The sequence below is a fragment of the Candidatus Zixiibacteriota bacterium genome (genome assembly GCA_017999435.1).
GTDB lineage: Bacteria > Zixibacteria > MSB-5A5 > GN15 > FEB-12 > JAGNLV01.
This window is the reverse complement of record JAGNLV010000006.1, coordinates 42,383-65,297: the sequence shown is the minus strand read 5'-3', so window position 1 is coordinate 65,297 and position 22,915 is coordinate 42,383. Positions and strand designations below refer to the sequence as shown.

The following is a 22,915-nucleotide window of genomic DNA, read 5'->3' as shown; positions in this document are numbered from 1 at the left end:
GCGGCGGCAGATGGCGGCGGCAGGCTTTCGGCCTGCCGCCTTTCTTTTGTCCGGCGCCCGCCCCGTCCGCGGCTCGCCGGGACGCCCCCCCCGCCGCCGCCAGCCTGCCGCTTGACAGCTTCTCCCCCGTTCCCTACATTAGTCTGACTTTTGCCGGAATGCGACATAACTATATGGAGGTACTGATGAGACGCATGATCCTGCGAGCGGGCACGGCGATCGCCTGCCTCGCCCTCGTCTCCGCGCCGTTGGTCTTCGCCTTCGATTTTCAGAAGATCGAGAAGACGGTGTCGGAACACACCCTCGCCAACGGCCTGAAAATCATCGTCATGGAGCGTCACGAGGCGCCGGTCGCGTCCTTCGTCACGTACGTCGATGTCGGCGGCGTGGACGACCCGAAGGAGTACACCGGACTGGCGCACATGTTCGAGCACATGGCCTTCAAAGGCACGCGCCAGGTCGGCACCCAGGACATCGACACGGAACTGCAGTTGATGAAGGTGGAGGATTCGATTTTCTACGAGCTCCGCGCCGAGCGGAAAAAGGGCGCGCAGGCGGATTCGACCCGCCTGGCGGCTCTCCAGAAGGCCTTTGACGAGGCCATCGAGGCGGCCAACCGGGTCGTCGTGCCCAACGAATTCGACAACATCCTCGAGCGCCACGGGGCGGTCAACCTCAATGCCGGGACCGGCATGGACCAGACCAGCTACATCATGAGCCTGCCCTCGAACAAGCTCGAGCTGTGGATGGCGATGGAGTCGGCCCGGTTCAACCAGCCCGTGCTCCGCGAGATGTACCGCGAACGCGAGGTGATCGCCGAGGAACGCCGCCAGACGCTCGAGAACAACCCGATCGGCCGGGCGATCGACGTCCTGAAATCGACCGCTTTCACGGCCCACCCCTACGGCATCTCGATCGTGGGACACATGTCGGACATCAAGAACTACACGCGTGACGCGGCCAAGGCCTTCTTTGAGAAGTACTACGTCCCGTCCAACATGATCATCGCCATTTGCGGCGACGTGTACCCGGACGAGGTCTTCCGGCTGGCCGAGCAGTACTGGGGCGGCATGCCGGCCAAGCCGAATCCGGAGCCGGTCGCCACGGTGGAACCCGAGCAGCAGGGCGAGCGGCGGGTGATCCTTGAGGATCCGGCTCAGCCGTTCTTCGCCGCGGCATGGCACGTGCCGGAGTACACCCACCCCGATTGGCCGGCGGTGCAGGCGCTCATGGACTACCTCGGCCAGGGCCGCACGTCGCTCCTGTACACGAACCTTGTGAAGGAGAAGAAGATCGCCGCCGAGGTGTTTGCCTTTGCCGGCTATCCCGCCTCGAAATACCCGACGCTGGCCCTGGTCGGCGTCATCCCGGCCGCCGACCACTCCAACGAGGAGTGCGAGAGCGAGGTGTACGTGGAGGTCGAGCGGCTGCAGAACGAGCTGCTCCCCGCGGAGGACGTGGCCGAGATCAAGGCCCGCGCCAAAGCCGACTTCATCAACGGCCTGACCTCGAACCTCGGCATGGCCTCGCAGCTGGCCTCCGCCCAGAATGACTGGGGCGACTGGCGCGCCCTGTTCAAGGAGCTCGGCCGGATCAACGGCGTTACCCCCGAGGACATCCAGCGCGTGGCCAAGAAGTACTTCACCAAGAACAACCGGACCGTCGTCTGCCTGAACACGGTTCAGAGTTAGGGGAGCAGTGTGTCATGAAGAAATGGACGACCCTCCTGTGCCTGTGGTGGCTGGCGGCGCTCGCGTTGCCGGCGGCCGCCCAGGACGTCGAGAGCATCACCTTCCCGCCGCTCAATCCGCTGGAGATTCCGAAAGTCGAGAAGATCCAGCTCGACAACGGCCTGCGGCTCTACCTGCTGACGGACAAGTCGCTGCCGCTGTTCAACGTCAACGTACGCCTCGCCGCCGGCTCCTACCTCGAGCCAGGCGATCAGGCCGGACTGGCCGAAATCACCGGCACCGTCATGCGGACGGGCGGCACGCGCACCTGGACCGGCGATCAGATTGACGAGCTGCTCGAGGGAATCGGCGGCATGGTCGAGACCAATTTCGGGGACGTCGAGGGCGGCGCGTTCGTCAACGTGCTGAGCGACTACGCCGACACCGGCCTCCTTGTGCTGGCCGAAGTTCTCCGCTACCCCCGGTTCGACCAGGACAAGATCGACCTGGCCATGGTGCAGGCGCGAACCAACATCGCGCGCCGCAACGACGAGGTTTCCGAGATCGCGCTCCGCGAGTTCCGCAAGCTGATCTACGGGGCCGAGTCGCCCTACGCCCGCACTATGGAGTACGCCACGCTCGACAAGGTCACGCGCGACGACCTGGTCGCTTTCCACGACCGCTATGTGCGTCCCGAGAACATCCAGATGGCGATCTACGGCGACTTCGACAAGAACAAGGTCCTCGCCCGGGTCAAGAAGCTGTTCGGCGATTGGAAGAAAGGGACCGCGGCAGTGCCGCCGCCCCCGGTGGTCGACTACCAGTGGCGCAAACAGGTGTACTACGCCGAAAAGAAAGGCGCCAAGCAGTCGTACATCCGCATGGGACATCTCGGCGGCATGCTGAAAGACCCCGACTATGCCGACAAGATCGTGATGAATTCGATCCTCGGGCTGGGATTCGGAAGCCGGCTCACCGATGAAGTCCGGACCCGCCTGGGTCTGGCCTACTCGGCCGGCGGGCGCTACGTGTCGAACGCCGCCTATCCCGGGTACTTCTTCGCGCTGGCCTCGACCGATCCGGGGAACACCGTCAAAGCCTGCCGGGCCATGATCGAGCAGATCCGCTCGATGCAGACGGTGCCGCCGACCGACATGGAAATGAAGAAGGGCAAGGACGGATACCTGAACTCGTTCGTGTTCAACTTCGATTCCCGCCGCGAGGTGATCGGCCGGATCATGAGCTACGACTTCTACGGCCTGCCCGAGGACTTCCTCCAGCGCGAGAAAACCCGCGTGGAGCAGACCACCAAGGACGATGTCGTGGCGGCCGCGAAACGCAGTCTCCACCCGGACTCCATGGTCATCCTGGTCGTCGGCGACAAGGAGAAGTTCGACCTGCCGCTCGATTCGCTCGGCTGGGGTCCGATCGAGGCGGTCGACATATCGATTCCGGCGCCGCAGCAGGCCGACCAGGAGGAACTGGTCGTCAACGATGCGAACATCGCCAAGGGGATGGAGATCCTGGGCAAGGCCATTGCGGCCCACGGCGGGACGGAGGCCTTCGCCGGCGTCACCAGTGTCGTCAGCACCCGCTCCATCAAGCTCGTGATGGGCGGCCAGGAGCTCCCCGCGACAGTCAACAGCTGGGAAGTCATCCCCGACAAGGAGAAATCCGAAATCAGCATCATGGGTCAGAAGATCATCAGCCTTCGGGTCGGCCAGCAGGGCTGGAGGACCGATCAAACCGGCCAGATGGTGCCCCTGTCGGCGGATGAAGTGGCCGAAGGCGAGAAAGAGCGCCTCCGCGAGACTATCCGCGTCTTCCAGGCCTATGGCAATCCGTACTACAAGGCGGTCTACAACGGCCGAGGAGAGCTCGGCGGAACCCCGGTCGAATGGGTCGCCATCCTCGACGCCTCCGGCGAGCAGCTCGCCCGCTTCGGCTTTGACGCCGGCAGTCATACACTGGCCGCCAAGATGTACTTCGATCAGACCATGATGGGCGAGGGTATGGTCACCGAGAAGTACTCCAACCTGCAGCCGAAAGGCAAGATCACTCTTCCGACGGTTACGGTGACCGAACTGAACGGCCAGAAGATCATGGAAGAGAATATCAGCGTGTTCGACGTCAACACCGCGATAGCGGCCGAGGTCTTCGCGCCGCCGCAGTGAGCGGTTGGCTTTCGAGCATTGGTCAGATCGCGCCGGCCGGGCCCTCCCGGCCGGCTTTCTGTTGCCCGATTGGCGTTGACAATTTCCTGATTTGCCCTATCTTGCGGATGCCGATACTACTACCAACGGCCGGTCCGCCATGCACCCGTGGCCGAGGAGATCCGACTGGAGAACCAGCGCTAATTCGTTGCGAAACAGGCAAGTTGAACGAGGATTGACCCTATGGCGTACGCGCATCGAATTAGCCTGGCCTTCCTAGTGCTGGGAGTCCTGATGGCCCCGCTATCAACGGCGGCCGATTCTCCGCGAATCGTATTTGATGTCCAGGACACCACCGCCTCGCCGGGCGAGTCGGCGGCCTGGTTGGATTTATACTTGAGCAATTATGTCGATACCATTGCGGGCCTTGAATTTCGCCTATCGGTAGACCGCCCGGACCTTGTCTGGTTCGATCTGAGTGGACCGGATTTCGACACCGCCGGCGCCCTTCTGTCCGGATTTGAGCTGGTCCTGGCCCGGGACAGCGCAGACCACAGCATTTACCGGCTGATCGCGCTAGCCAACCTGCCGTTCAGCGGACCGGAGACGCCCGGGATCCCCGCCCAGAACGGGGCCGTTCTGGCCCGCCTGCCCTTCAGCACGGCTGCCCAACCGGACACCACCGGCGGCCTGACCTGCAACATCACGGTCACCGGTCCCTACACCTTCTCCGATCCCCGCGGCAACAGCATTGGCATGGTGGTGGTCGACACCGTCCCCGACACGCTCTTCTACCGCTGCACCGCCTGGGACGGAGATATCTGCCTCGGGTGGGTTCAGATCGACCCGGACACGGCCGACTGGGATTCGATCTATGTCTACGATATTTACGTCCACGAGATGGATACGACGCTGGTCGTGATGGGGCCCGGGTCGATCAAGCTGGTCTTGCCGGAACCCCTGATGTGCGATTTCAACGGCGACGGCGCCTACGGCATCGGCGACCTCACCTGTTTGACCAACCTGCTCTTCCGGGGCGGCAGTTGCCCCTCGGTCCGGTGCGACTGCGACGGGTCGGGCAATGATCCGGCGCAGCCGACAATCGGCGACCTCACCTGCATGGTGGCGTTTCTGTTTCGCGGGGGCCCGCCGCCGGCCGACTGAGACGGGCCGTCGCGAGGGAACCGGGCAACGGAATACTTGTTGCAGAATTCGAGATGGCTATTATCTTTGGTGTGACCGCCAGGACGATCTGCTCACAGAGAAACTTCATTACTGCCGAGGTAACCATATCGTGAACAAGCGTATTGCCCTTGTGGCAGCGTGCTGCCTCAGTCTCGTTTTGTGGTGGAGCGGTGCGGCCAGCGGCGCCGCCGATGCCTCGCTCAAGCGCCCGGTTCCGGTCAAAAGCGCGCTCAAATCTCTTCGCGCCGGCGATGGCGCCGGCCGGGTGGTGTTCAAACTTGCGGAGGCGCCCGATCGGCCCGCGGTCGCGGGCGGACGCTTCGTTCAGTCCGGGGCGCAGTGGGACCGGCTGAACGCAATCGTGGCCGGCCCGGCGAAAGCGGCCCGCGAGCTGGCGCCGCATATTCCGCTGGACCCGGCCGTGCTCGACCGGATGCGGCAGGAGGCCTCGGCCCGCGTCGGCTGGGCGATGCCCGACCTCACCCGGTACTACGAACTGCGGTTCCCCGCCTCGGCCACGGCGGCCGAGAAACTGGCGGCGGTCAACGACCTCAACGCCCTTGACCTCGTGGAAATCGCCTTCTTTCAGCCCGACCCCGAACCGGCCTCCGGGAGATCCCTCTCCCCGGCCATGCTGTCGATCGCCGAAGTGCAGGCGACCCCGAACTGGGAGAACAACCAGTACTACCTGAAAGCCGCCCCGATCGGCGTGAACGCGTACTACGCCTGGAACTACCCCGGCGGCAAGGGGGAAACGGTCAGAGTGATTGACATCGAGGGGAACTGGATCGAGACGCACGAGGATCTCCACGGCGGCACGGACAATTTCCACATCGCCGGCACCCGGATCAACGACGCCGGCTGGTGGAATCACGGCACGGCGGTGCTCGGCGAGATTGCCGCCGACTCCAATTCCTTCGGCATGACCGGCATCGCGTTCAACGTCGATCTCGGGACCGTCTCGATCGGCTCGATGTCGACGGCGGCGGCGATTACGACGGCGGTGGCAAATTCCGAAGCCGGCGACGTCTTCCTCATCGAATTGCACGCGCCCGGTCCGCACTACGATTTCGAACCCCGCGATGACCAGGCGGGGTATGTCCCCATGGAGTACTGGCAGGACGTCTTCGATGCCATCCTCCAGGCCTCGGCCCTCGGCCGGATCGTCGTCGAAGCCGGCGGCAACGGCAACGAAAACCTGGACGACGTCGGCATCTACGGCCAGACGTTCGACCCCGCCTACCGCTTCTCGGGTGCGATCATGGTCGGCGCCACCAGCGCCGGCCACGTGCCCGCGTCGTTCACGAACTACGGCCAGCGGGTCGACGTGCATGCGTTCGGCACCTGGGATGTGTACACCCTCGGCTACGGGTCGCTCTACGGCACCGGCATCAATGATTCGTACACCGGTTCCTTCTCCGGGACATCGTCGGCCTCGCCGATCATCACCGGGTCGGCGGCCGTGCTCCAGGGGATCAACAAGGCGACCCACGGCACCACATTATACCACAACGAAATCCGCAGCCTGATGCAAACGTACGGCACACCCCAGGCGGCCCACTACAAACATGTCGGCCCGCTCCCCGACCTCCAGGGCGCGACCGACCAGGTGATCGGGGTCTCGTTTAGCGCCGATACGACGATCGGTTGGGCGCCGTTCGACGTGGCGTTCACCGGCAGTTCCGGACTTGAAGTGACCAGTTGGACTTGGGATTTCGGCGACGGTGATTCGGCGTTCGTTCAGGACCCGGTCCACACCTACGAGGCCGGGGGGCAGTACACGGTTCGCCTGGAAATCATGGCGGACGGGCAGCCGCGGGTCGCCCAGCGGGTCGACTACGTGGCGGTTCTGGCTGACACGATGGTCGCCCCGGCCGCCCAAGGCGGGCGCGGGGACACGGTCATCGTGCCGATCTACGCCCGCAACAACGTCCCCTTGACCCGCATTGACATTCCCGTCGAGTACCCCGGCGACATCCTGATTTCGAGTGCGACTTTCAACACGGTCGGCTGTCGGACCTCATATTTCCAGGTTCAGGACCTGTGGTACAGCTTTCCGGGGGGCCGGCGCATGGCGGTGCGGCTCCAGAGCTCGGTGACCGGGACCGCCCCGCCGCTCGAACCCGGGGCCGGACCGATTGTGAACCTGGTCTTCGTCATCTCACCGGAAGCCGAATTCCCGCAGTCAGCCGACGTGAAGCTGACCGGCTACGGTACTTATCTGCCGGCATTCAGCGGGCCGCTGGCCACGTATACGCCGGTTCTGCAGGCGGGAACGCTCGACCTATGCCCGCCGCGAGGGGATCTGGACGGGAGCCCGGGAATCAGCGTGGCCGACATCACCTACCTGGTGGGGTACCTCTTCCGGTCCGGTCCGCCGCCGGCGCATCTGGAGACGGCGGACGTCAACTGCGACGGATCGGTCAAGGTGTCGGATCTGACCTACCTGATCAACTACCTGTTCCGCAGCGGGCCCGACCCGTGCGCTTGCTGACCCGGACAGAAGGCAGATTCCTGAAGCGGCGCTCATTCGGGCGCCGCTTTCCTTTAGTAATAGGACGAAAAGGGTCTTGCCAACGCACGCTCCATGCCGTAGTTTTGCCCATGATGGTGACGGCGGGCCGCTCCGTGCGGCGGCGCCGGTTTCAACCGGTGGCATTCAAAAGACATGCCGAACCCTTTCGGGGAAGCAGTGGCGGAAATATGCGGAAAGCGGTGACGGTATCTGCACTTGCGTGTCTGCTCGGTGCCGGACTTGCGGCCGACGCCTGGGGACGCGCGGAGTTCATCGGATCGGAGGAGCGGCGCGGTCGGTCGCAGGCGGCGCAACAGCCCGAGGTGCCGCTCTGCGTGGCGTCGCACCGGGTCAATGAAATCGTGCTGGCCATCAACAACAACGGTACTTTCGGCACCGGCTTCACGCTCGGCTCCACCGGCGACTGCTTCAGCGGCGGACAGGTGTATTCCTGCGAGTACCCGAAAGGCTCGAACACCCAGTATCTCTTCTCGGCCGCCTTCTGGGTAGGGGCGGTGCTGGGGCGGGACACGGTCGTCTCGCTGGGCGCCGACGGGTGGTCGTCGACACGCGAAATGTTCCCCTTCCGCCGACCCCTGCTCCGCCGCTCCATTGTGGATCCCGAAGACAGCGAATACGAGGGCGCGGTTTCGGAAGAGGACTTCGTCGCCACTTACACCGACACGTTTACGGCCGGCATCCCGCCCGACCTGTACGGCCAGCCGCACATCCCCATCAAGATCGCGGTGACCGAGAACTCCTACGGGTGGTCCTACTCCTACGCCGAGGATTTCATCCTTTTCGACTATCAGATCACAAGCATGAATTCGCAGATGCTCAACGACGTGTACCTGGGGATCTACGTCGATGCCGACGTGTACCACCCGACCACCACCAACGGGTACAGCGACGACCTCACCGGGTATTTGGAGAAGTACTCGCAGGTCATCGGCCCCTGCTCGTACGCGGACACCATCAATATCGCCTGGCTGGCGGACAACGACGGGGATTTGGATTTCCCGCGCCCGGTTCCCCACGTGACCGGGATGCGCATCGTGCGGACGCCCGCCGACACGCTGGAGATTTCCTTCAACTGGTGGTTCTCGGCCAGCGGCGAACTCGACTTCGGGCCGCGCGAGCGCCCCTATACCGGAAAGTGGAAAGAGCCGTTCCGGGATTTCGGCACGGGCGGCACCGGGACGCCGGAGGGGGACCGCAACAAGTACTACATCATGAGCAACCAGGAGCTCGACTACGACCAGGCGCGGGTGGCGTCGATCGGCCCCACCGATCCCCTGTGGGTCTATCCGAAACAGGAGCTGGTGGCGGAGTGGGCCGACGGCGCCGACACGCGCTATCTGCTCTCGTTCGGGCCCTTCAACATCCGCCCGGGGCAGACCCTCCCGCTCTCGTTCGCTTACGTAGGCGGCAAGAATTTCCACACCTACCGCCAGAACCTGAGCAACCTGCCCTACAACTTTGACGCTTTCTACGACAGCCTGCACTTCGAGGATTTCGCCGAAAACGCCCGCTGGGCGGGGTGGATCTACGACAACCCGGGCGTCGACACCGACAGCAACGGCTTCGCCGGCCGGGCCCACTGTCAGACGCGGCTGTCGGACGGCACGGCCATCTGCCTTTACAACTGCGAGGACACGACCGGCGCGGACGCGGCCGGCGCGGAATGGGACATCCACTGGTACACGGGGGACGGAGTGCCGGACTTCCGGGGCGCGGCCCCGCCGCCGGCTCCCAAGTTCCAGCTCATACCTTCGTTCGGGAAGGTTCGCGTCCGCTTCAACGGCACCTACTCCGAGACGACCGAAGATCCGTTCGTGGGCCTGGTGGATTTCGAGGGTTACCGCATCTACATCGGACGGGACGACCGCAAGACCAGTTTCAGCGTCGTGTGCGGGTACGATCGGGAGAACTACAACAGCTTCCACTGGCTGCCCGACCGCCGCACCTGGGAGATTTCGCCGGTTCCGCTCACGCGCGAGGAACTCGCCTGCCGGTTCGGCGACTCGTGCCGCGACGCCAACTTCGACCCCCTCGCCTACAGCATGGTGGAGCCGCTGCGGACACCCGCCGGCGAGCTGTACTATTTCACACCGCAGGATTTCAACCGCTCGGTGCTGGGAATCCCCGGCGCCATTCGCCGCGCCTATCCCGACCAGCCCAAGCCGGCGACTGACGACCCGCGCCAGGCGGACCCCGACGAATTGGCCCCCGATGGTCTTTTCAAGTACTACGAATACGAGTACGACATCGAGGGGCTCCTCCCCTCGGTGCCGTACTGGATCAATGTCACCGCGCTCGATTACGGATCTCCCCGGTCCGGCCTGCCGTCGCTCGAATCGGCCGTCACCCAGGGAGCCCAGTACGTGATCCCGCTGTCCGATCCTGAGAAGGCGCGCTCGGAGGAGCTCCCGATCATCGTCTATCCCAACCCGTACCGCATCGACGCCGAGTATCGCTCGCTCGGATTCGAGGGCCGGGGGCAGGATGACCGGCCGGACCACCGCGTGCGGTGCGTGCGTTTTGCAAATCTGCCGCCCCGCTGCACGATCCGGATATTCTCTCTCGACGGAGACCTGATCCGGACGCTCGAGCACGACATGCCGCCGTCGGACCCCAATGCCCCCTACGAGGAGTGGGACCTGATCACGCGCAACACCCAGCTCGTGGTGTCGGGTCTGTACTACTGGACGGTGGAGGCTGAGGGCCGGGAGACGCAGATCGGCAAGCTGGCGGTTATCAAGTGACCGGGTAAGCCGATGCAGCCGCCTCTGGGTTCCGCCGCACGATGTCTGGTTTTCCTCCTGATCCTCGCCGCCGCGTGGTGGCCGCCGCCCGCGGCTGCCCGGGAGCGCACGCCGAAGGAGCGCCTCGCGGCGCGCTACGGCGGACACCAGCGGGCCGAGGGGCGCACCATCATGTACATCGCCCACAGCCGGGGGAACATTCAGCTCGCGGTCGCCAACAACGGCACCTTCGGCACGCTCGGCACAACCATCGCCGACCCCATCACGGGCGAGGCGATCCAGGCCTGCGTCTACCCCAAGAACACCGACCTCGTCTATCTCTGGGTGGCCGCGGTCTGGATCGGCGCGGTCGTGGGCCGCGACACGCTCGTGTCGGTGGGCAACGAGGATTTCTACGTCACCGAGGAGTTCTCGCCGGTCGACTACGACTGGGAGGATCTCCAGCCGCCGCTGGGATTCAAGTACCGCTCGATCGACATCAACAGCTCCTGGTACCACCCGGAGGCGCTCTCCGAAGAGGATATCATCTGCACCTACGCCGACACGCTCGACGATCCCGCAATCGTGGAGTCGGACAACACGGACAACCGGCCGCACAAGCCGCTCGGCGTGAAGATCACGCAGCGCTCAATGGCCTGGAGTTACGCCTATGCCGATGATTTCATCCTGTTCGACTACCAGGTGGAGAACATCGGCCAGAAACTGATCCGCGACATCTACATCGGCATCTATGTCGACGGCGACGTGTGGCACGTGACGCGCAACGGCCCCGACGGCTGGAACGACGACGTCGTCGGGTTCTACCGGACGCACCCGGCCGAGGGACGTTGCGGGTTCATCGACACCATCAACGTGGCCTGGCACGCCGACAACGACGGCGACCCGGACGAGACCAGCGGCGAGTGGGACTATCGCTCTCCCCGGAGCGCCGTCGGCGTGCGGGTCGTGCGCACCCCGGCCGCGGAGCTCGCATACTCCTACAACTGGTGGATCATCAACTACTCCGACCCCTCGCGCGATTTCGGCCCGCGGACCCGCCCCACCGACAGCGATCCGTTCCGCAACTTCGGCCGGCGCATCGGCAGCCCCGAGGGCGACCGCAACAAGTACTACATGCTGCGCCACGAGGAGTTCGACTACGACCTGTACTACACGGCGACGATCGGGCCGAGCAACGCCGTCTGGATGCCCCCGCCGGCCGACCAGGCGGCCGAAATCGCCCGCGGCTACGACAGCCGCTACCTGCTCTCTTTCGGCCCCTTCGACATCAATCCGGGGCAGAAACTGCCGGTCTCGTTCGCCTGGCTCGGCGGCGAGGACTTCCATACCCAGGCGGATGCGTTCGAGACGCTCTTCGACCCCTACAACCCGACCCCGTTCTACAACTACCTGGGTTTCGACAAACTCGCCGGCAACGCCAAGTGGGCATCCTGGGTCTACGACAACCCCGGCGTCGACACCGACAGCGACGGGTACGCGGGACGCGCTCACTGCCAGGCGAGCCTTGCCGACGGCACCCCGGTGTGCCTGTACAACTGCGACGATACCGTGGGCGCCGTCAGCAGCGGGGCCGGGTGGGACGTCCAGTGGTACGTGGGCGACGAGGTGCCCGATTTCCGCGGCGCCGGTCCCCCCGTCGCCCCGCGCATCCGGGTGATTCCGTCCGACGGCCGGCTGATTGTCCGCTGGAACGGATACTACTCGGAAACCACCGAGGACTTCTTTCTCAACGCCGTCGATTTCGAGGGTTACCGGGTGTACCTGGCGCGCGACAACCGCCCGGGCAGTTTCTCCGTTCTCTCGTCGTATGACCACGAGAACTACAACCGCTATGTCTTTGACGCCACCCGGTCTGACTGGGTACTCCAGGGGACGCCCCTGACGCTCGACGAATTGCGCGTTGAATACGGCGATTCGCTCTTCGACCCGCTCCGCTACACGCCGAGCAGTTCGTTCGCCTGGGAGGGCAGCCACTACTACTTCACCCGCCAGGACAACAACCGGTCCGACCTGACCTCGTCCCGGGGGATTCACAAGGTATACCCGGACAGCCCCCGGCCTCCCGCCGACCGCGCCGAGTGGCGGCCCGACGACCTCACCTTTGAGCACGGCGAGGGGCTGCCCAAGTACTACGAGTACGAGTACGTCATCGACGATTTGCTGCTGACCGTACCCTACTACGCCGCGGTCACGGCTTTCGACTTCGGCTCACCCGTGGTCGGCCTGCCGCCGCTCGAGACGAGCCCGCTGATCAACGCCGTTCTCGAATACCCGCAGACCGCGGCGGCCGCCGTGGCTGAAGACCGGCTCGATGTTTACGTGTACCCGAATCCCTACCGTCTGGACGGCGACTACCGGGGCCTGGGGTTCGAGGGGCGGCAGGACTCCGACCGTCCCGACGAACGCGTGCGCAAGCTCCATTTCGCCAACCTCCCCTTGAGATGCACGATCAGCATTTTTTCGCTGGACGGCGACCTGATCAAACGGATCGAGCACGATCGGAGTCCCGGCGACGCCTCCTCCGCGCACGAGGAGTGGAACCTCATCACGCGCAACACGCAGATCCTGACGACCGGCTTGTACTACTGGGTGGTCGAGTCGGAGGGCCGCACGCAGATCGGGAAATTCGCGGTCATTCGGTGACCGGCGGCGCGTAGCGCGCCTTGTTCACCGCCTCGGGGAGACAGCGCCGGAACCACAGGTAGCCGGCTCCCGAGACGAGCGCCAGCGACGCGATCATCATCCAGGCGACCGACCAGGTGTGGGGGAAATGGTCGAGAATCACGCCGCCGTAGAGCGGCCCGAAGGACCATCCCGAAGCGACGACAAACCCGTGCACGCCCATGTAGCGGCCCATGCGCCCCTCCGGCGCCAGGCGCGAGGTCAGCGTGAGCGTCGGCGGCGACATGATCACCTCGCCGATCGTCACCACCACCATGGCCAGGGCGAAATAGTGATATCCCACCAGTATCCCGACCGAGCCATACCCGACCGCGTAGAAGAACGATCCCATCGCGATCTGCGCCGTCAGCGTGAAGCGGCTGAGCAGCCGCGTGACCGGGATCTGCAGCGCCACGACCAGCAGCCCGTTGATCGTGTACAGCGTGCCCAGCTGGACCTTGCTGATGCCGGCCATCTCCACGCTGTAGACGGAGAACGGCACGGTGAGCTGGGCCACCACGAGGTAGAGCAGGAACAGGAGGGCGGCGTGGCGAAGGAGGTGGTGGTCATCCCGGATGGTCAGGATGTCGCGGAGGCGGAAGCGGTCGACCGCCCGGGTCGCCTCGGGCACGCGCAGGAGCAGGTGGAACACCAGCCCGGACAGGAGCGCCATGAGGGCCGAGACGGCAAAAAGCGCCGCGTACGACCAGCCCGCGAGGAATCCCCCGATCGCCGGCCCCGCCGCCCAGCCGAGGTTGCCCGCCGACCGCGTGATCGCGTAACCGTCGAGGTGCTGCGCCTTGGGCAGAATGTCGGCGACCGTGGCGTTGGCGGCGGGCTGGAATATGGCGCCGAGGATCGAGTTGACGGCGAGGGCCGCAGCCGTCGCCCAGAACCCGAGGTGGAAATGAATCGAGGCCGCCATCGCCAAGAACGACACCGCACGGGCATACTGTGAGTACACCAGCAGCCACCGGCGCTGGATCCGGTCCGAGGCCTCGCCCCCGACCGCCTGGAAGAACGACCGGACAAAAGCCAAAGCGCCGAAAAAGACGCCGATCTCGGTCATCGACATGCCGAACTCGGAATAGAAGTAGATCGAGATGAACGGCAGGCTGATGGAAAATCCCATCGAGCTGTTGAACCACCCGAAAGACAGGATCCAGAGATTCAGATCGAACTGGCGGAGGTAGCGGGCGCTTCGGGCAATCATAGTGGCGTGCAATTAACGACATCGGCCGGCCCTTGACAAGCGGGATTCGGCGGCCGGCGCGGAGACAAAACAGCCGGGGAGGGATCCCCCCGGCTGTGCGTTCGTACGGCCCGCCGCGGCTAGCTGCGCAGCGCCGCCAGGCGCCGCCTCGCGTCGGCGATCTCCTTGGTCTCGATGTCCGGCTTGCCCCAGTAGCGCAGCATCTCCTCGAAACGGGCGATGGCCGACTTGGTGTCGCCCAGTTCCTGCTCCGCCACCCCGACGAGGTAAAGAAAATACGGATAGGTCGCTCCGGAGGCGACCTCATCCTTGCCGGAGAGCGACCGGACAAGGATGTCGCGCCCTTCCCGGTAGTGTCCCGTGAGCACCTGGAGCACGCCGGCCTCGCGGCGGTTGCCCTCCCCCTGCCCCGGCTGCTGCGCACTGCTGAGCTTCAGCAGCGCGGCGATGACGGCGGCCGTGTCGCCCGCGCAGTAGCCGTCGAATGCCTCGCCCACGGCCTCGGCCACCGGCCACAAGCCGGACGGGACGCGCTGCTTGAAAGCCGCGGTGCCTTCCTCCAGGAACGCGCGGGCGCGGCCGCAGTCGGCCGGGGCGGCCTCGGCGTAATTCATGGCGACATTCAGGCGGGCGATGCCCGTCGACCACGGCTCGGTCTGCCGGGCGCACCACAGGGCGCTGTCGTCCATATGGAGACGCCGGTAGAATGAGAAGAGAGTATTGTAGGCGCTGCGCACGTAGTTGCTGTCTTTCGTCTGCCGGGCGTAGTCCAGCGCCGCGCGCATATGGTCGCGGGCCGACCGGAACTGCCCCCGCCACTGCTCCAGGCCCGACAACTGCATCTCGTACTCGTAGAGGCCGTAGGGATCTTTCCCGGTCCGCCCGCGGTACTCGTCAAGGAAGCGCCCGGCGCCTTCGAAGTCGCGCTGGCGGATGGCCAGCGTGCTGAGATTCATCCACGGCGCGGCCAGGCGCGGAAACGCCTCCGACATCAGAAGGTATTCCTGGGCCGCGCCCGGGATGTCCCCCTGCTCGCGATAGAGCGCGCCGAGGTTCGTGTACCCCTCGGGCGAATCGGGGTGGTACGCCTTGACCTTGCGGTAGTAGTAAACGGCCGAATCGAGCTGCCCCGACTGGCGCAGGAGATCGCCCGTCCAGGCGAGCGCCCGCAGGTTGACCGGGTCGGCCCGAAGGACGGTGTCGTACTGGGCGCGGGCGGCCGCGGTGTCCTGGTTAAACACCCAGGTGGCCAGTCCGAACAGGACGCGGGCTTCTTTGTCCGACGGATAGTTTTCGACATAGGCGCGGAGCTTGACAAAGGCGGCGTCGAGTTCCTGCTCGAGCCACAGGTCGGTGTAGATATCCAGCAGCGACCGCTCGCGCACCGGCAGACTCTCCTTGAACGCATCGGCCCGGGCCAGATACTGCATCCCCTTCTGCAGCCGTCCCTCGAAGACATGGACCATGGCGATCCGCATGTAGGCCAGCGCGAAGGCCGAGTCGACGCCCGCGGCCGCCTCGAACTTCGCGATCGCCTCGTCGTTCATCCCCAGCCCGAAGAGGTCCATGCCCTCCCGGTAGAGCCTGTATGCCTCGGGCGACCCGGTGATGACGTTAGCCACCGACTGGTCGGCCATCTGGTCCTTGACATTGAGCGAGGCGACGATCTTGCCGGTGAGGCTGTCGACGAGGGCGAAGGGATCGTTCCCCATCACCTTCTCCGCCAGCACGATCTTCCCGCTGCCGATGTCTTCGAGCCGCGCGTCGATGCGGATACGCTCGCCGAGCTTGAAGAAGGACCCGGAGAGGACCGTGGAGGCGCCGAGCGCCCCGGCCGCCTGGGCCATCTCGGCGTAGGTGTGCGGGCGCATCAGTCCGGCCACGCTCACCCGCGCCAGTTCCAGCGCATCCTTGACCGCCGGCACGCCGTCGAGCGACCCGCTTTTGACCGCCTCGCGAATCTCGTCCCGGGCCTGCTCGATTTCGGCCCGCACGTCGTCCGAAATCTCGTCGGCATCCGGCAGGTCCGACCCGGTGCGCAAGTGGTCGAGCACGCGCTCCCGGCTGATGACCGTGATCGACCCGGTCTGCGCCAGGTCGGTCATGAGGATCTCCGGCAGGCCCGTCTGGAGCCAGTTGAGCGAGGTGTCCCCCGTTTTGTTCTCGAAATCGAAGACCGCGACCGCGTTGCCGCCGGGGGTCGTCACCGAGGGCGAGATTCCGCCGGGGCCGGCTCCCCCCGGCCGCTCCCCGCCGGAGCGCCAGACGATCACCGCGACAATTCCGACGACGACAAGACCGGCGGCGATCGCAGCCAGACGCTTCCCGCCGACCCGGACCGTCCTCTCCACCCGGTACTCGCCCGAGATCGACTCGGTCACGCCGGAATCGAACTGCCGGCGGAGGTTGCGCAGGTCGACCGTCAAATCCGCGGCCGACGGGTACCGGTCATTAGGATCTTTCTGCAGGCACTTGTCGATGATCCGTTCGAGTTCGGTCGGAATCTGCTGGTTTTTCAGCCGGGGGGGCTCGTGTTTCGATTCGAGGATTTTCGCCAGCGTCGTCACCTGCGACTGGCCGGCAAAGGGGAATTCGCCCGTGGCCATGCGGTAGAGCAGGACGCCGAAGGAGAAGATGTCGGTGCGGATGTCGACGGCGTCGCCGCGGGCCTGCTCGGGCGACATGTAGGAGACGGTGCCGACAATCTTGCCGGCGCGCGTCAGTTCCTGCGACACGGTGTCGGTGCGGTCGCCCTCGTCGAACTGGACGGGGTCGACCGGCTTGGCAAGGCCAAAGTCGAGGATCTTGGGGTTCCCCTCGTCGTCGACCAGGATGTTCGAGGCCTTGATGTCGCGGTGGGCGATGTTCAGCTTGTGGGCGGCGGCCAGTCCGGCGGCGATGCGCGAGGCGACCCGGATCACGCCGCCCATGTCGGGCTTGGCGCTCTGGAAATACTCGCCCAGGGGAATGCCTTTCACGCGCTCCATGACGATGTACTCGAGGTCCCGGCCGGTGTCGGGGTCGGGCGCGCTCCCGATGTCGTAGATGCCCATAACGTTGGGGTGGGCGATGCGGGCGGCCATCTTCGCCTCCCGCTGGAAACGCCCGAGCCGCTCGGCGTCATTGAAGTACTCCGCCAGAATGATCTTGAGCGCCACCTCGCGGTGCAGTTTGAGATCCTCGGCCAGGTACACGGCTCCCATGCCGCCGGCGCCGAGTTCCCGCATGATCCGGAAATGGGCAAATTCCTGTCCGGGCTGCAGCATCATGCCTTCCTTTGCACAACAAGCATCGTGATGTCATCCGACTGCGGAGCGTTCTCGACGAACCGCCGGATCTCCTTCATTATCGTTTCACACAGGTGGGCCGGGGCCTGCCCCCGCGCCCCGGTCAACACCGCCTCGAGCCGGTCCTCCCCGAAGAGCGATCCGTCCGCCCGCTCGGCCTCGGTGACACCGTCGGTGAAGACGACGAGCGATTCCCCCGGCTGCAGCGTGACGCGCTCCTCCGACCAGGCATCGAAGGGCATGGCTCCGATCATGATTCCGGAAGCCGGCAGGTGTTCGTGGCGTCCGTCGGCCCGCACGACGATCGGGGGGTTGTGGCCGGCGTTGACAAACCGGATCTCGTGCGTCGCTGCATCGATGACCCCGACGAAGAGGGTCGCGAAATTCTCCGGGGCGCTGTAGCGGTACATCTGGGTGGATACCAGCCGCACCATGCGGCACAGGTCAAAATCCGCCTGGTCGTAGAGGATGCGGAACGAGGCAAGGATGTTGGACATGAGCAGCGCCGCCCCCATGCCCTTCCCGCTCACGTCGGCCACCAGAAACAACACGTGTTCGTCCGGCAGCGCAGCGATGTCGTAGAGATCCCCCCCGACCGCCCGGCTCTGCTCCTGAAAGGCATGGAGGTCGTACCCACCGGGCGTGGGATACGCCTGCACCAGCAGGTTTTTCTGAATCGAGGCCGCCCGCGCCAGTTCCGCTTCCATCACGTGCTTCTCCTGCCGCTCGCGCTGGAGCGTGTAACTGAGCATGCGCGCCCCGAGGATGTTCCCGAACGTCGCTAGCAGGCGGAGGTACTCGTCGCTGTAACGGTGGAGCGGGTTGGTCGTGTCGACGTAGAGGATTCCGTGGACGTTCCCCTCGTCGAAGAGCGGCACCGCCATGGCCGACTTCATCTCCGACAGGATGATCGACTGCTGCTGCGCGAATCGCGGGTCCTCCATCGGGTTGCCCACCACGATCGACTGCTTGTCGGTCAGGATCTCCCGCACAATCGTGCTGGAGAGGCGGAACTCCCCCATGTCCTTCCCCTCCGGCAGGAGCGTGGCCGCCGTGTACAGCTCGTCGCCTTCCCCGCGGACGAGCACCGCCAGCCGGTCGGCCGGGATGAGCCGGGCGATCAGCCCGAGCGAGCGCTCCAGGAGCACCTGCTCCGGCTCGGGCAGAACGAGCAGTTTGGCCATCTCAAAAATCGTCGGGACCACCTCGGGTCGGTCGGTCACCCGCGCCGGGAGCGGCTTGAGGGCCTCGCTGATATCGAGATAGACGGAGCGCTCCGGTTCCACTGCGGACAGCCTCGTGAGATTGGAGCGGACGCCGGCATCCGGGTCGTCGGTCAGCCGGAATTCCACCTGGCCGAAGATGATCATGTCGCCCGGCTTGACCGCCGTGCGGGCCGAGATCCGCAGGCCGTTGACGCTCGTCCCGTTGTGGCTGCCCAGGTCGGCGACCCAGATGTTCGCCCCGGCCGCTTCCACCTCGAGCTCGGCGTGGCGGCGGGAGACCGTCCGATCGGGGATACAGATTCCGCAGTCGGCGTTTCGGCCCACCACGTAACTGCCCGGCGGCAGATCGAACGCGTAGACTTTCAGTCCGTCGGTCCCAATCAACTTGGCCATGAGAAGAAACTCTCCGTCGGCGACAGGTTCGATACCCGGTCGGGCCGCAGTATACCTAGATCGTGCCGTATTTGCTAACTAAAAAGGCGGCAATCCGGGCAAAGCCGTTGATCTCGCGCTGCCCCCACCCGGCCTGGGCCATGGCGGTCAGATCCCCCCGCGACCGGAGCCGGGCGAGTCGCGGACCGAGCAAGTGGGCGTCCATCGGCGTCTCGAGCGCCGCCGCCGTCCCTGCCTGGAGGAGAAGCCGGCGATTGAGCGGCGCAAACGGACCGATGTCGGGGCCGACCACGAACATGGGCAGCCCGAGACCGAGCGACCAGTTGGTCCGTTCGTGGCTGGGACCGACAAAGTAGTCAAACAGGGGAAACAAGCGGGCGGTGAGAATGTTTTCCTCGCGCCGGCTGGCGTGGCACACGATGAGCGCCCGGGGAAGATCGGTGGGGATCAGGTCGGAAGAGTCCAGGGTGGCGAAGGGAATGGACCGGCGGGCGAAAGCCCGGGCCGCCCGGCGGGCAAACCGCCCGCCGCTCTGGGCGAAGAGGATCACCCGCCCGCCCTCCAGAACCGCCGAACAGGCGGCCGCGATCAGCCGCGTGACGTGGGCGGTCGGTTCCGCCCCCGAGGAAAAGTACGCCCCCACCATCGGCTCCCCGGCCGCCGCATAGCGGGCGACCCGTCCGCCATAGGCGTCGGCGGCCAGCCGGATGAGCGCCGGCTCGATGCACAGCCCCGTCACCACCACCTGTTCGGCGGCATAGCCCCCGACCCGGCGGAACGGTTCCGCTGCCTCGGGCGTCGGCACCAGCACGGTCGCCGCCCCGCGCACCACCGCCTCATCCGGCGTGACCAGCTCGCCGTGCTGGTAGATCAGGTGCGGCTGGTGGCGGAGAATTCCGACCAGAGTGGGGTGAGCCACGATCACGGGGCTGGGATCCTCCCGCAGAGCGGCCCGGATATCCCGCCCGAGCAAGCGAAGCGCGGGCGTCTCCCGATTGTAGTTGTTCCCCCGCCGGATGAGACGGTAGAGAACCCCCGTCGCCCCGCCCGAGGAGCCTCTCCGGTAGAGCCACCGGGCCGCCCGCCACCCGAGTCGCGCCGCCCCCCGCGAGAGTTCGAACACGTCGAGCTCGCGCCGGACCAGGCTGATCGCCTGCGAACGGATGAGGGCCTCCGTGATGCCGTCGAGGTAAAAGGGGTGGCCACGTCCGATGTTCGTATACAACAGCGTAACGCGGGCCGGTATGGCTGTCCGTGGCGTCGTCACCGGTTCATCCCGATATAATCCCCCGATTGATTTTCAGATTCCGTGGCCGCCGCCCGGCCGGGAGGCGGCCGGACGGTGAGACCGAACATACACCAACCGGCCGCTTTAGTCAATCGCGGCCTCGGCCGGCTTTCGGAACCGCGCCGCGCCCCCCGCTGTTACGGCACAGGACCTGACTCTGCCCCCCGTCAGCGCCAGCGACCCAAAGGCACGCCGGGGACACCGCTGGCGGGCGCCGCCGCCCGGCGAATCGAGCGGTCGGCCCTCCCGGCCGCCCCGGCCGGTCGCCTCCGCAGCCACCCGCGACACCGCCGTGACCCGGAGGCGCGCAAGCGGGTGCGGCGATACGAGACTGTATGGACCTGATTGTCGAATGTGGATCGAGAGGCGCTCCGTGAAGATCCTCCCCGTGGCGCCGGCCGGGGTGGCGCTCCTGCTCTACGGGCTCCTGCTGGCGCCGGCGGAGGATCCTGCCGCGCCGCAGCGCGTAGCTGTGATCGCGCTCGGACTGGGGGGCGTGTATCTGCTCATGCTCCGTTTGGCCCGGCCGCTGTCGCTGTTCGGACGCGACCGCCCAACGCTGCTGGCGCTCGCGGCGGCGGCCCTTCTGGTCCGGGCGGCTGCGGTGATCGGAGCCGATACGACTGCGCCGGCGCCGCCCGACGTCTTCCGCTGCGTGTGGGAGGGCAAGCTGGTGGCCGAGGGCTACAACCCGTACGCAGTCCCGCCGGGTTCCAGCCAAGGAGAGGCGCTGGCCGACGATGCGCTCTACCCCCGCATGTGCGGGCACGACCGCGCCTCGACGCACCCGCCGCTGGCGCAATACCTCTTTGCTGCCGCTTATCTCCTGCACAGCGAGTCGCTGCACGGATTCGGCCTCCTGTCGCTGCTGGCCGAGCTGGCGACGCTGCTCGGCGTGATCATGCTCGCGGCTCCGCTAATCGAGAAACGTCCCTTTCACAGCTGGTCGATCCTCATCTACGCTTTCTCGCCGCTGGTGATGCTCGAGTTCCTCCGTTCTCACCACGTCGACATCCTCGCGATGCCCTTTTTCGTATTCAGCCTGGTCCGCCTGCGGCGCGACGATGCGGCCGGCACGGGCCTTCTGCTGGCGCTGGCCACGCTGGTGAAACCGGGCGCGCTGCTTTTCGCCGCCGTGATCTTCATGCACTTTGTCGGGCGCAAGCGGCTCTTCTTCCTGGCTGGACTGGTGTTTCCCGGGGTGCTGCTGTACCTCCCGTTTGGACCGAAGGCGGGCACACACATCGCGGAGACCATCCGGCAGTTTTTGACCCAGCCGGAATTCAACAGCTCGGCCTACCGCCTGATCGCGTGGCTGTCCCCCACGGAGGAGGCGGCGCGGGTGATCGCGGCCGGTCTTCTGCTGGCGGTGGTGGGGATCGCGGCTTACCCCTTGAGAGAGCGCGTGCCGCGGGTCAGCGGGCGGCTGTTTATCGCAGCCGCGGCGGGCGTCATCCTCGCCCCGGCCCTCGACGCCGCCGCCCTGGTGTGGATCCTCCCGTTTGTCGTGCTCTACCGCAATCTCCCCTTCCTTGTCCTCACCGCTTTGGCGCCGCCGGCCGCGCATGTGCTGGCCGCCGCCGGGGGCGACTCGGCCGCCCTCGCGTGGTTGCCGGCGCTGGAGCACGCGCCCTTCTATGCGCTCCTCCTCGCTCTGCTGATTCGATCAGCGGTGCGGAATCGGCAGCCGGAGGAGGCGGCGGTCGGGAACGGGCGCAGCGGCTAGGCGGGGAAGCGGATGCTCACGGCCGGGTGTCGTCGGGCGCCATCCCGTCGAGCATCTCCATCAGCCGGAACGCCGTGCTCGGGGCGTGGCCGGAGTAGTGGTTGTTGAAGTACGCGTAGAGATCCTTGCCCTCCCCCGCCACCCGGTCAATGAGTTCGCGCCACCAGGCGAGCTCCTGGGCGCGGTCGTCCCGCACATAGCTGAAATCCTCCTCGATCTTCTTGCGGTCGCCGAGGAACCGGATGTACACGAAATCAGCCGTGCAGGTGGTCAGGCGGGGCATCCAGGGGTGGTCGATCAGGCACAGCGCGATGTTCTGCTGCCGCAGCCGGGCGAAGAGATCGTCCTCGGACAGCCACGCGCCGTTGCGCAGCTCCACCGACACCCGGATGTCGGCCGGCACCGCTGCCAGCAGATCGGCCAGCAGATTCTTTTCCGCCGGCTTGAATGAGTACGGAAACTGCAGCAGGAGCGGTCCGAGTTTGTCGCCGAGGCCGCGCATGGTGTCGATGAAGACGCGGGCGTCCTCCACCCGCCTGGCCGGCGGCCCCTCGTGGGTGACTGTTTGCGGGAACTTGGCGGCAAACACGAACCTCTCGGGGGTCTGGCGCGCCCACTTGGCGACCGTCTCGGCCGACGGAATCCGGTAGAAAGTGGAGTCGATCTCGACGGTCCGGAATTTGGAGGCGTAGAATTTGAGGAAATCCGCCGGCGGCACGAACTGGGGGTAGAAATTTCCCAGCCAGTCTTTGTAGCTGAATCCCGCCGTTCCGATAAACACCCGCGCGGTGGCTTTCATATGTCTAGAAACCGGACGGCGGGCAAAAGGTTTC

The 22,915-nt window shown here is 65.7% G+C and carries 12 protein-coding genes; 7 read left to right on the top strand and 5 right to left on the bottom strand.

Annotation, left to right across the window (positions count from 1 at the left end; translation table 11 throughout):
- Nucleotides 1–185 precede the first annotated feature (185 nt).
- From KA261_13545 to KA261_13520, 6 genes are all read left to right on the top strand, one after another.
- A complete protein-coding gene (locus KA261_13545) occupies nt 186–1,691 on the top strand; it encodes an insulinase family protein (GenBank protein MBP7698826.1) in 1,506 nt (501 codons plus the stop codon).
- Between the two features lie 14 nt (nt 1,692–1,705).
- On the top strand, nt 1,706–3,844 hold the full coding sequence (locus tag KA261_13540; GenBank protein ID MBP7698825.1) for an insulinase family protein: 2,139 nt from the start codon (nt 1,706–1,708) through the stop codon (nt 3,842–3,844).
- A 273-nt stretch (nt 3,845–4,117) separates the two neighbouring features.
- Nucleotides 4,118–4,987 (top strand): hypothetical protein, encoded by an 870-nt coding sequence (locus KA261_13535; protein ID MBP7698824.1) that lies wholly within the window; start codon nt 4,118–4,120, stop codon nt 4,985–4,987.
- 130 nt (nt 4,988–5,117) lie between these two features.
- On the top strand, nt 5,118–7,502 hold the full coding sequence (locus KA261_13530; protein ID MBP7698823.1) for a S8 family serine peptidase: 2,385 nt from the start codon (nt 5,118–5,120) through the stop codon (nt 7,500–7,502).
- A gap of 209 nt (nt 7,503–7,711) precedes the next feature.
- Complete coding sequence (locus KA261_13525; GenBank protein ID MBP7698822.1) at nt 7,712–10,288, top strand: hypothetical protein; 2,577 nt, start codon at nt 7,712–7,714, stop codon at nt 10,286–10,288.
- A 12-nt stretch (nt 10,289–10,300) separates the two neighbouring features.
- Complete coding sequence (locus KA261_13520; protein ID MBP7698821.1) at nt 10,301–12,931, top strand: hypothetical protein; 2,631 nt, start codon at nt 10,301–10,303, stop codon at nt 12,929–12,931.
- On the opposite strand, the gene KA261_13515 is transcribed toward KA261_13520, so the two are convergent.
- The 4 genes from KA261_13515 to KA261_13500 form a co-directional block, all read right to left on the bottom strand.
- Entirely contained in the window at nt 12,921–14,162 is a 1,242-nt protein-coding gene (locus tag KA261_13515) for an MFS transporter (protein ID MBP7698820.1), read from the bottom strand. The two genes, KA261_13520 and KA261_13515, sit on opposite strands and share 11 nt — an antisense overlap.
- A gap of 119 nt (nt 14,163–14,281) precedes the next feature.
- Nucleotides 14,282–17,428 carry a protein kinase gene (locus tag KA261_13510; protein ID MBP7698819.1) on the bottom strand — a complete coding sequence of 1,049 codons (3,147 nt, stop codon included), beginning with the start codon at nt 17,426–17,428 and terminating at the stop codon, nt 14,282–14,284.
- Nucleotides 17,428–19,068, bottom strand: a complete 1,641-nt coding sequence (locus tag KA261_13505; GenBank protein MBP7698818.1) for a SpoIIE family protein phosphatase — start codon at nt 19,066–19,068, stop codon at nt 17,428–17,430. Before KA261_13505 ends, KA261_13510 begins: the two co-directional genes overlap by 1 nt.
- A 55-nt stretch (nt 19,069–19,123) precedes the next feature.
- On the bottom strand, nt 19,124–20,335 hold the full coding sequence (locus KA261_13500) for a hypothetical protein (GenBank protein MBP7698817.1): 1,212 nt from the start codon (nt 20,333–20,335) through the stop codon (nt 19,124–19,126).
- Nucleotides 20,336–20,729: 394 nt separating this feature from the next.
- Here KA261_13500 and KA261_13495 point away from each other — a divergent pair, with 394 nt between their 5' ends.
- A complete protein-coding gene (locus KA261_13495) occupies nt 20,730–22,082 on the top strand; it encodes a hypothetical protein (protein MBP7698816.1) in 1,353 nt (450 codons plus the stop codon).
- A gap of 16 nt (nt 22,083–22,098) precedes the next feature.
- Here KA261_13495 and KA261_13490 read toward each other — a convergent pair whose 3' ends face one another.
- On the bottom strand, nt 22,099–22,881 hold the full coding sequence (locus tag KA261_13490) for a DUF72 domain-containing protein (protein ID MBP7698815.1): 783 nt from the start codon (nt 22,879–22,881) through the stop codon (nt 22,099–22,101).
- Nucleotides 22,882–22,915: the final 34 nt, after the last annotated feature.

Coding starts and splice junctions, on each gene's coding strand:
- KA261_13545 (MBP7698826.1), top strand. CDS start 186: ATGAGACGCATGATCCTGCGAGCGGGCACGGCGATCGCCTGCCTCGCC.
- KA261_13540 (MBP7698825.1), top strand. CDS start 1,706: ATGAAGAAATGGACGACCCTCCTGTGCCTGTGGTGGCTGGCGGCGCTC.
- KA261_13535 (MBP7698824.1), top strand. CDS start 4,118: ATGGCCCCGCTATCAACGGCGGCCGATTCTCCGCGAATCGTATTTGAT.
- KA261_13525 (MBP7698822.1), top strand. CDS start 7,712: ATGCGGAAAGCGGTGACGGTATCTGCACTTGCGTGTCTGCTCGGTGCC.
- KA261_13520 (MBP7698821.1), top strand. CDS start 10,301: ATGCAGCCGCCTCTGGGTTCCGCCGCACGATGTCTGGTTTTCCTCCTG.
- KA261_13515 (MBP7698820.1), bottom strand. CDS start 14,162: ATGATTGCCCGAAGCGCCCGCTACCTCCGCCAGTTCGATCTGAATCTC.
- KA261_13510 (MBP7698819.1), bottom strand. CDS start 17,428: ATGCTGCAGCCCGGACAGGAATTTGCCCATTTCCGGATCATGCGGGAA.
- KA261_13505 (MBP7698818.1), bottom strand. CDS start 19,068: ATGGCCAAGTTGATTGGGACCGACGGACTGAAAGTCTACGCGTTCGAT.
- KA261_13490 (MBP7698815.1), bottom strand. CDS start 22,881: ATGAAAGCCACCGCGCGGGTGTTTATCGGAACGGCGGGATTCAGCTAC.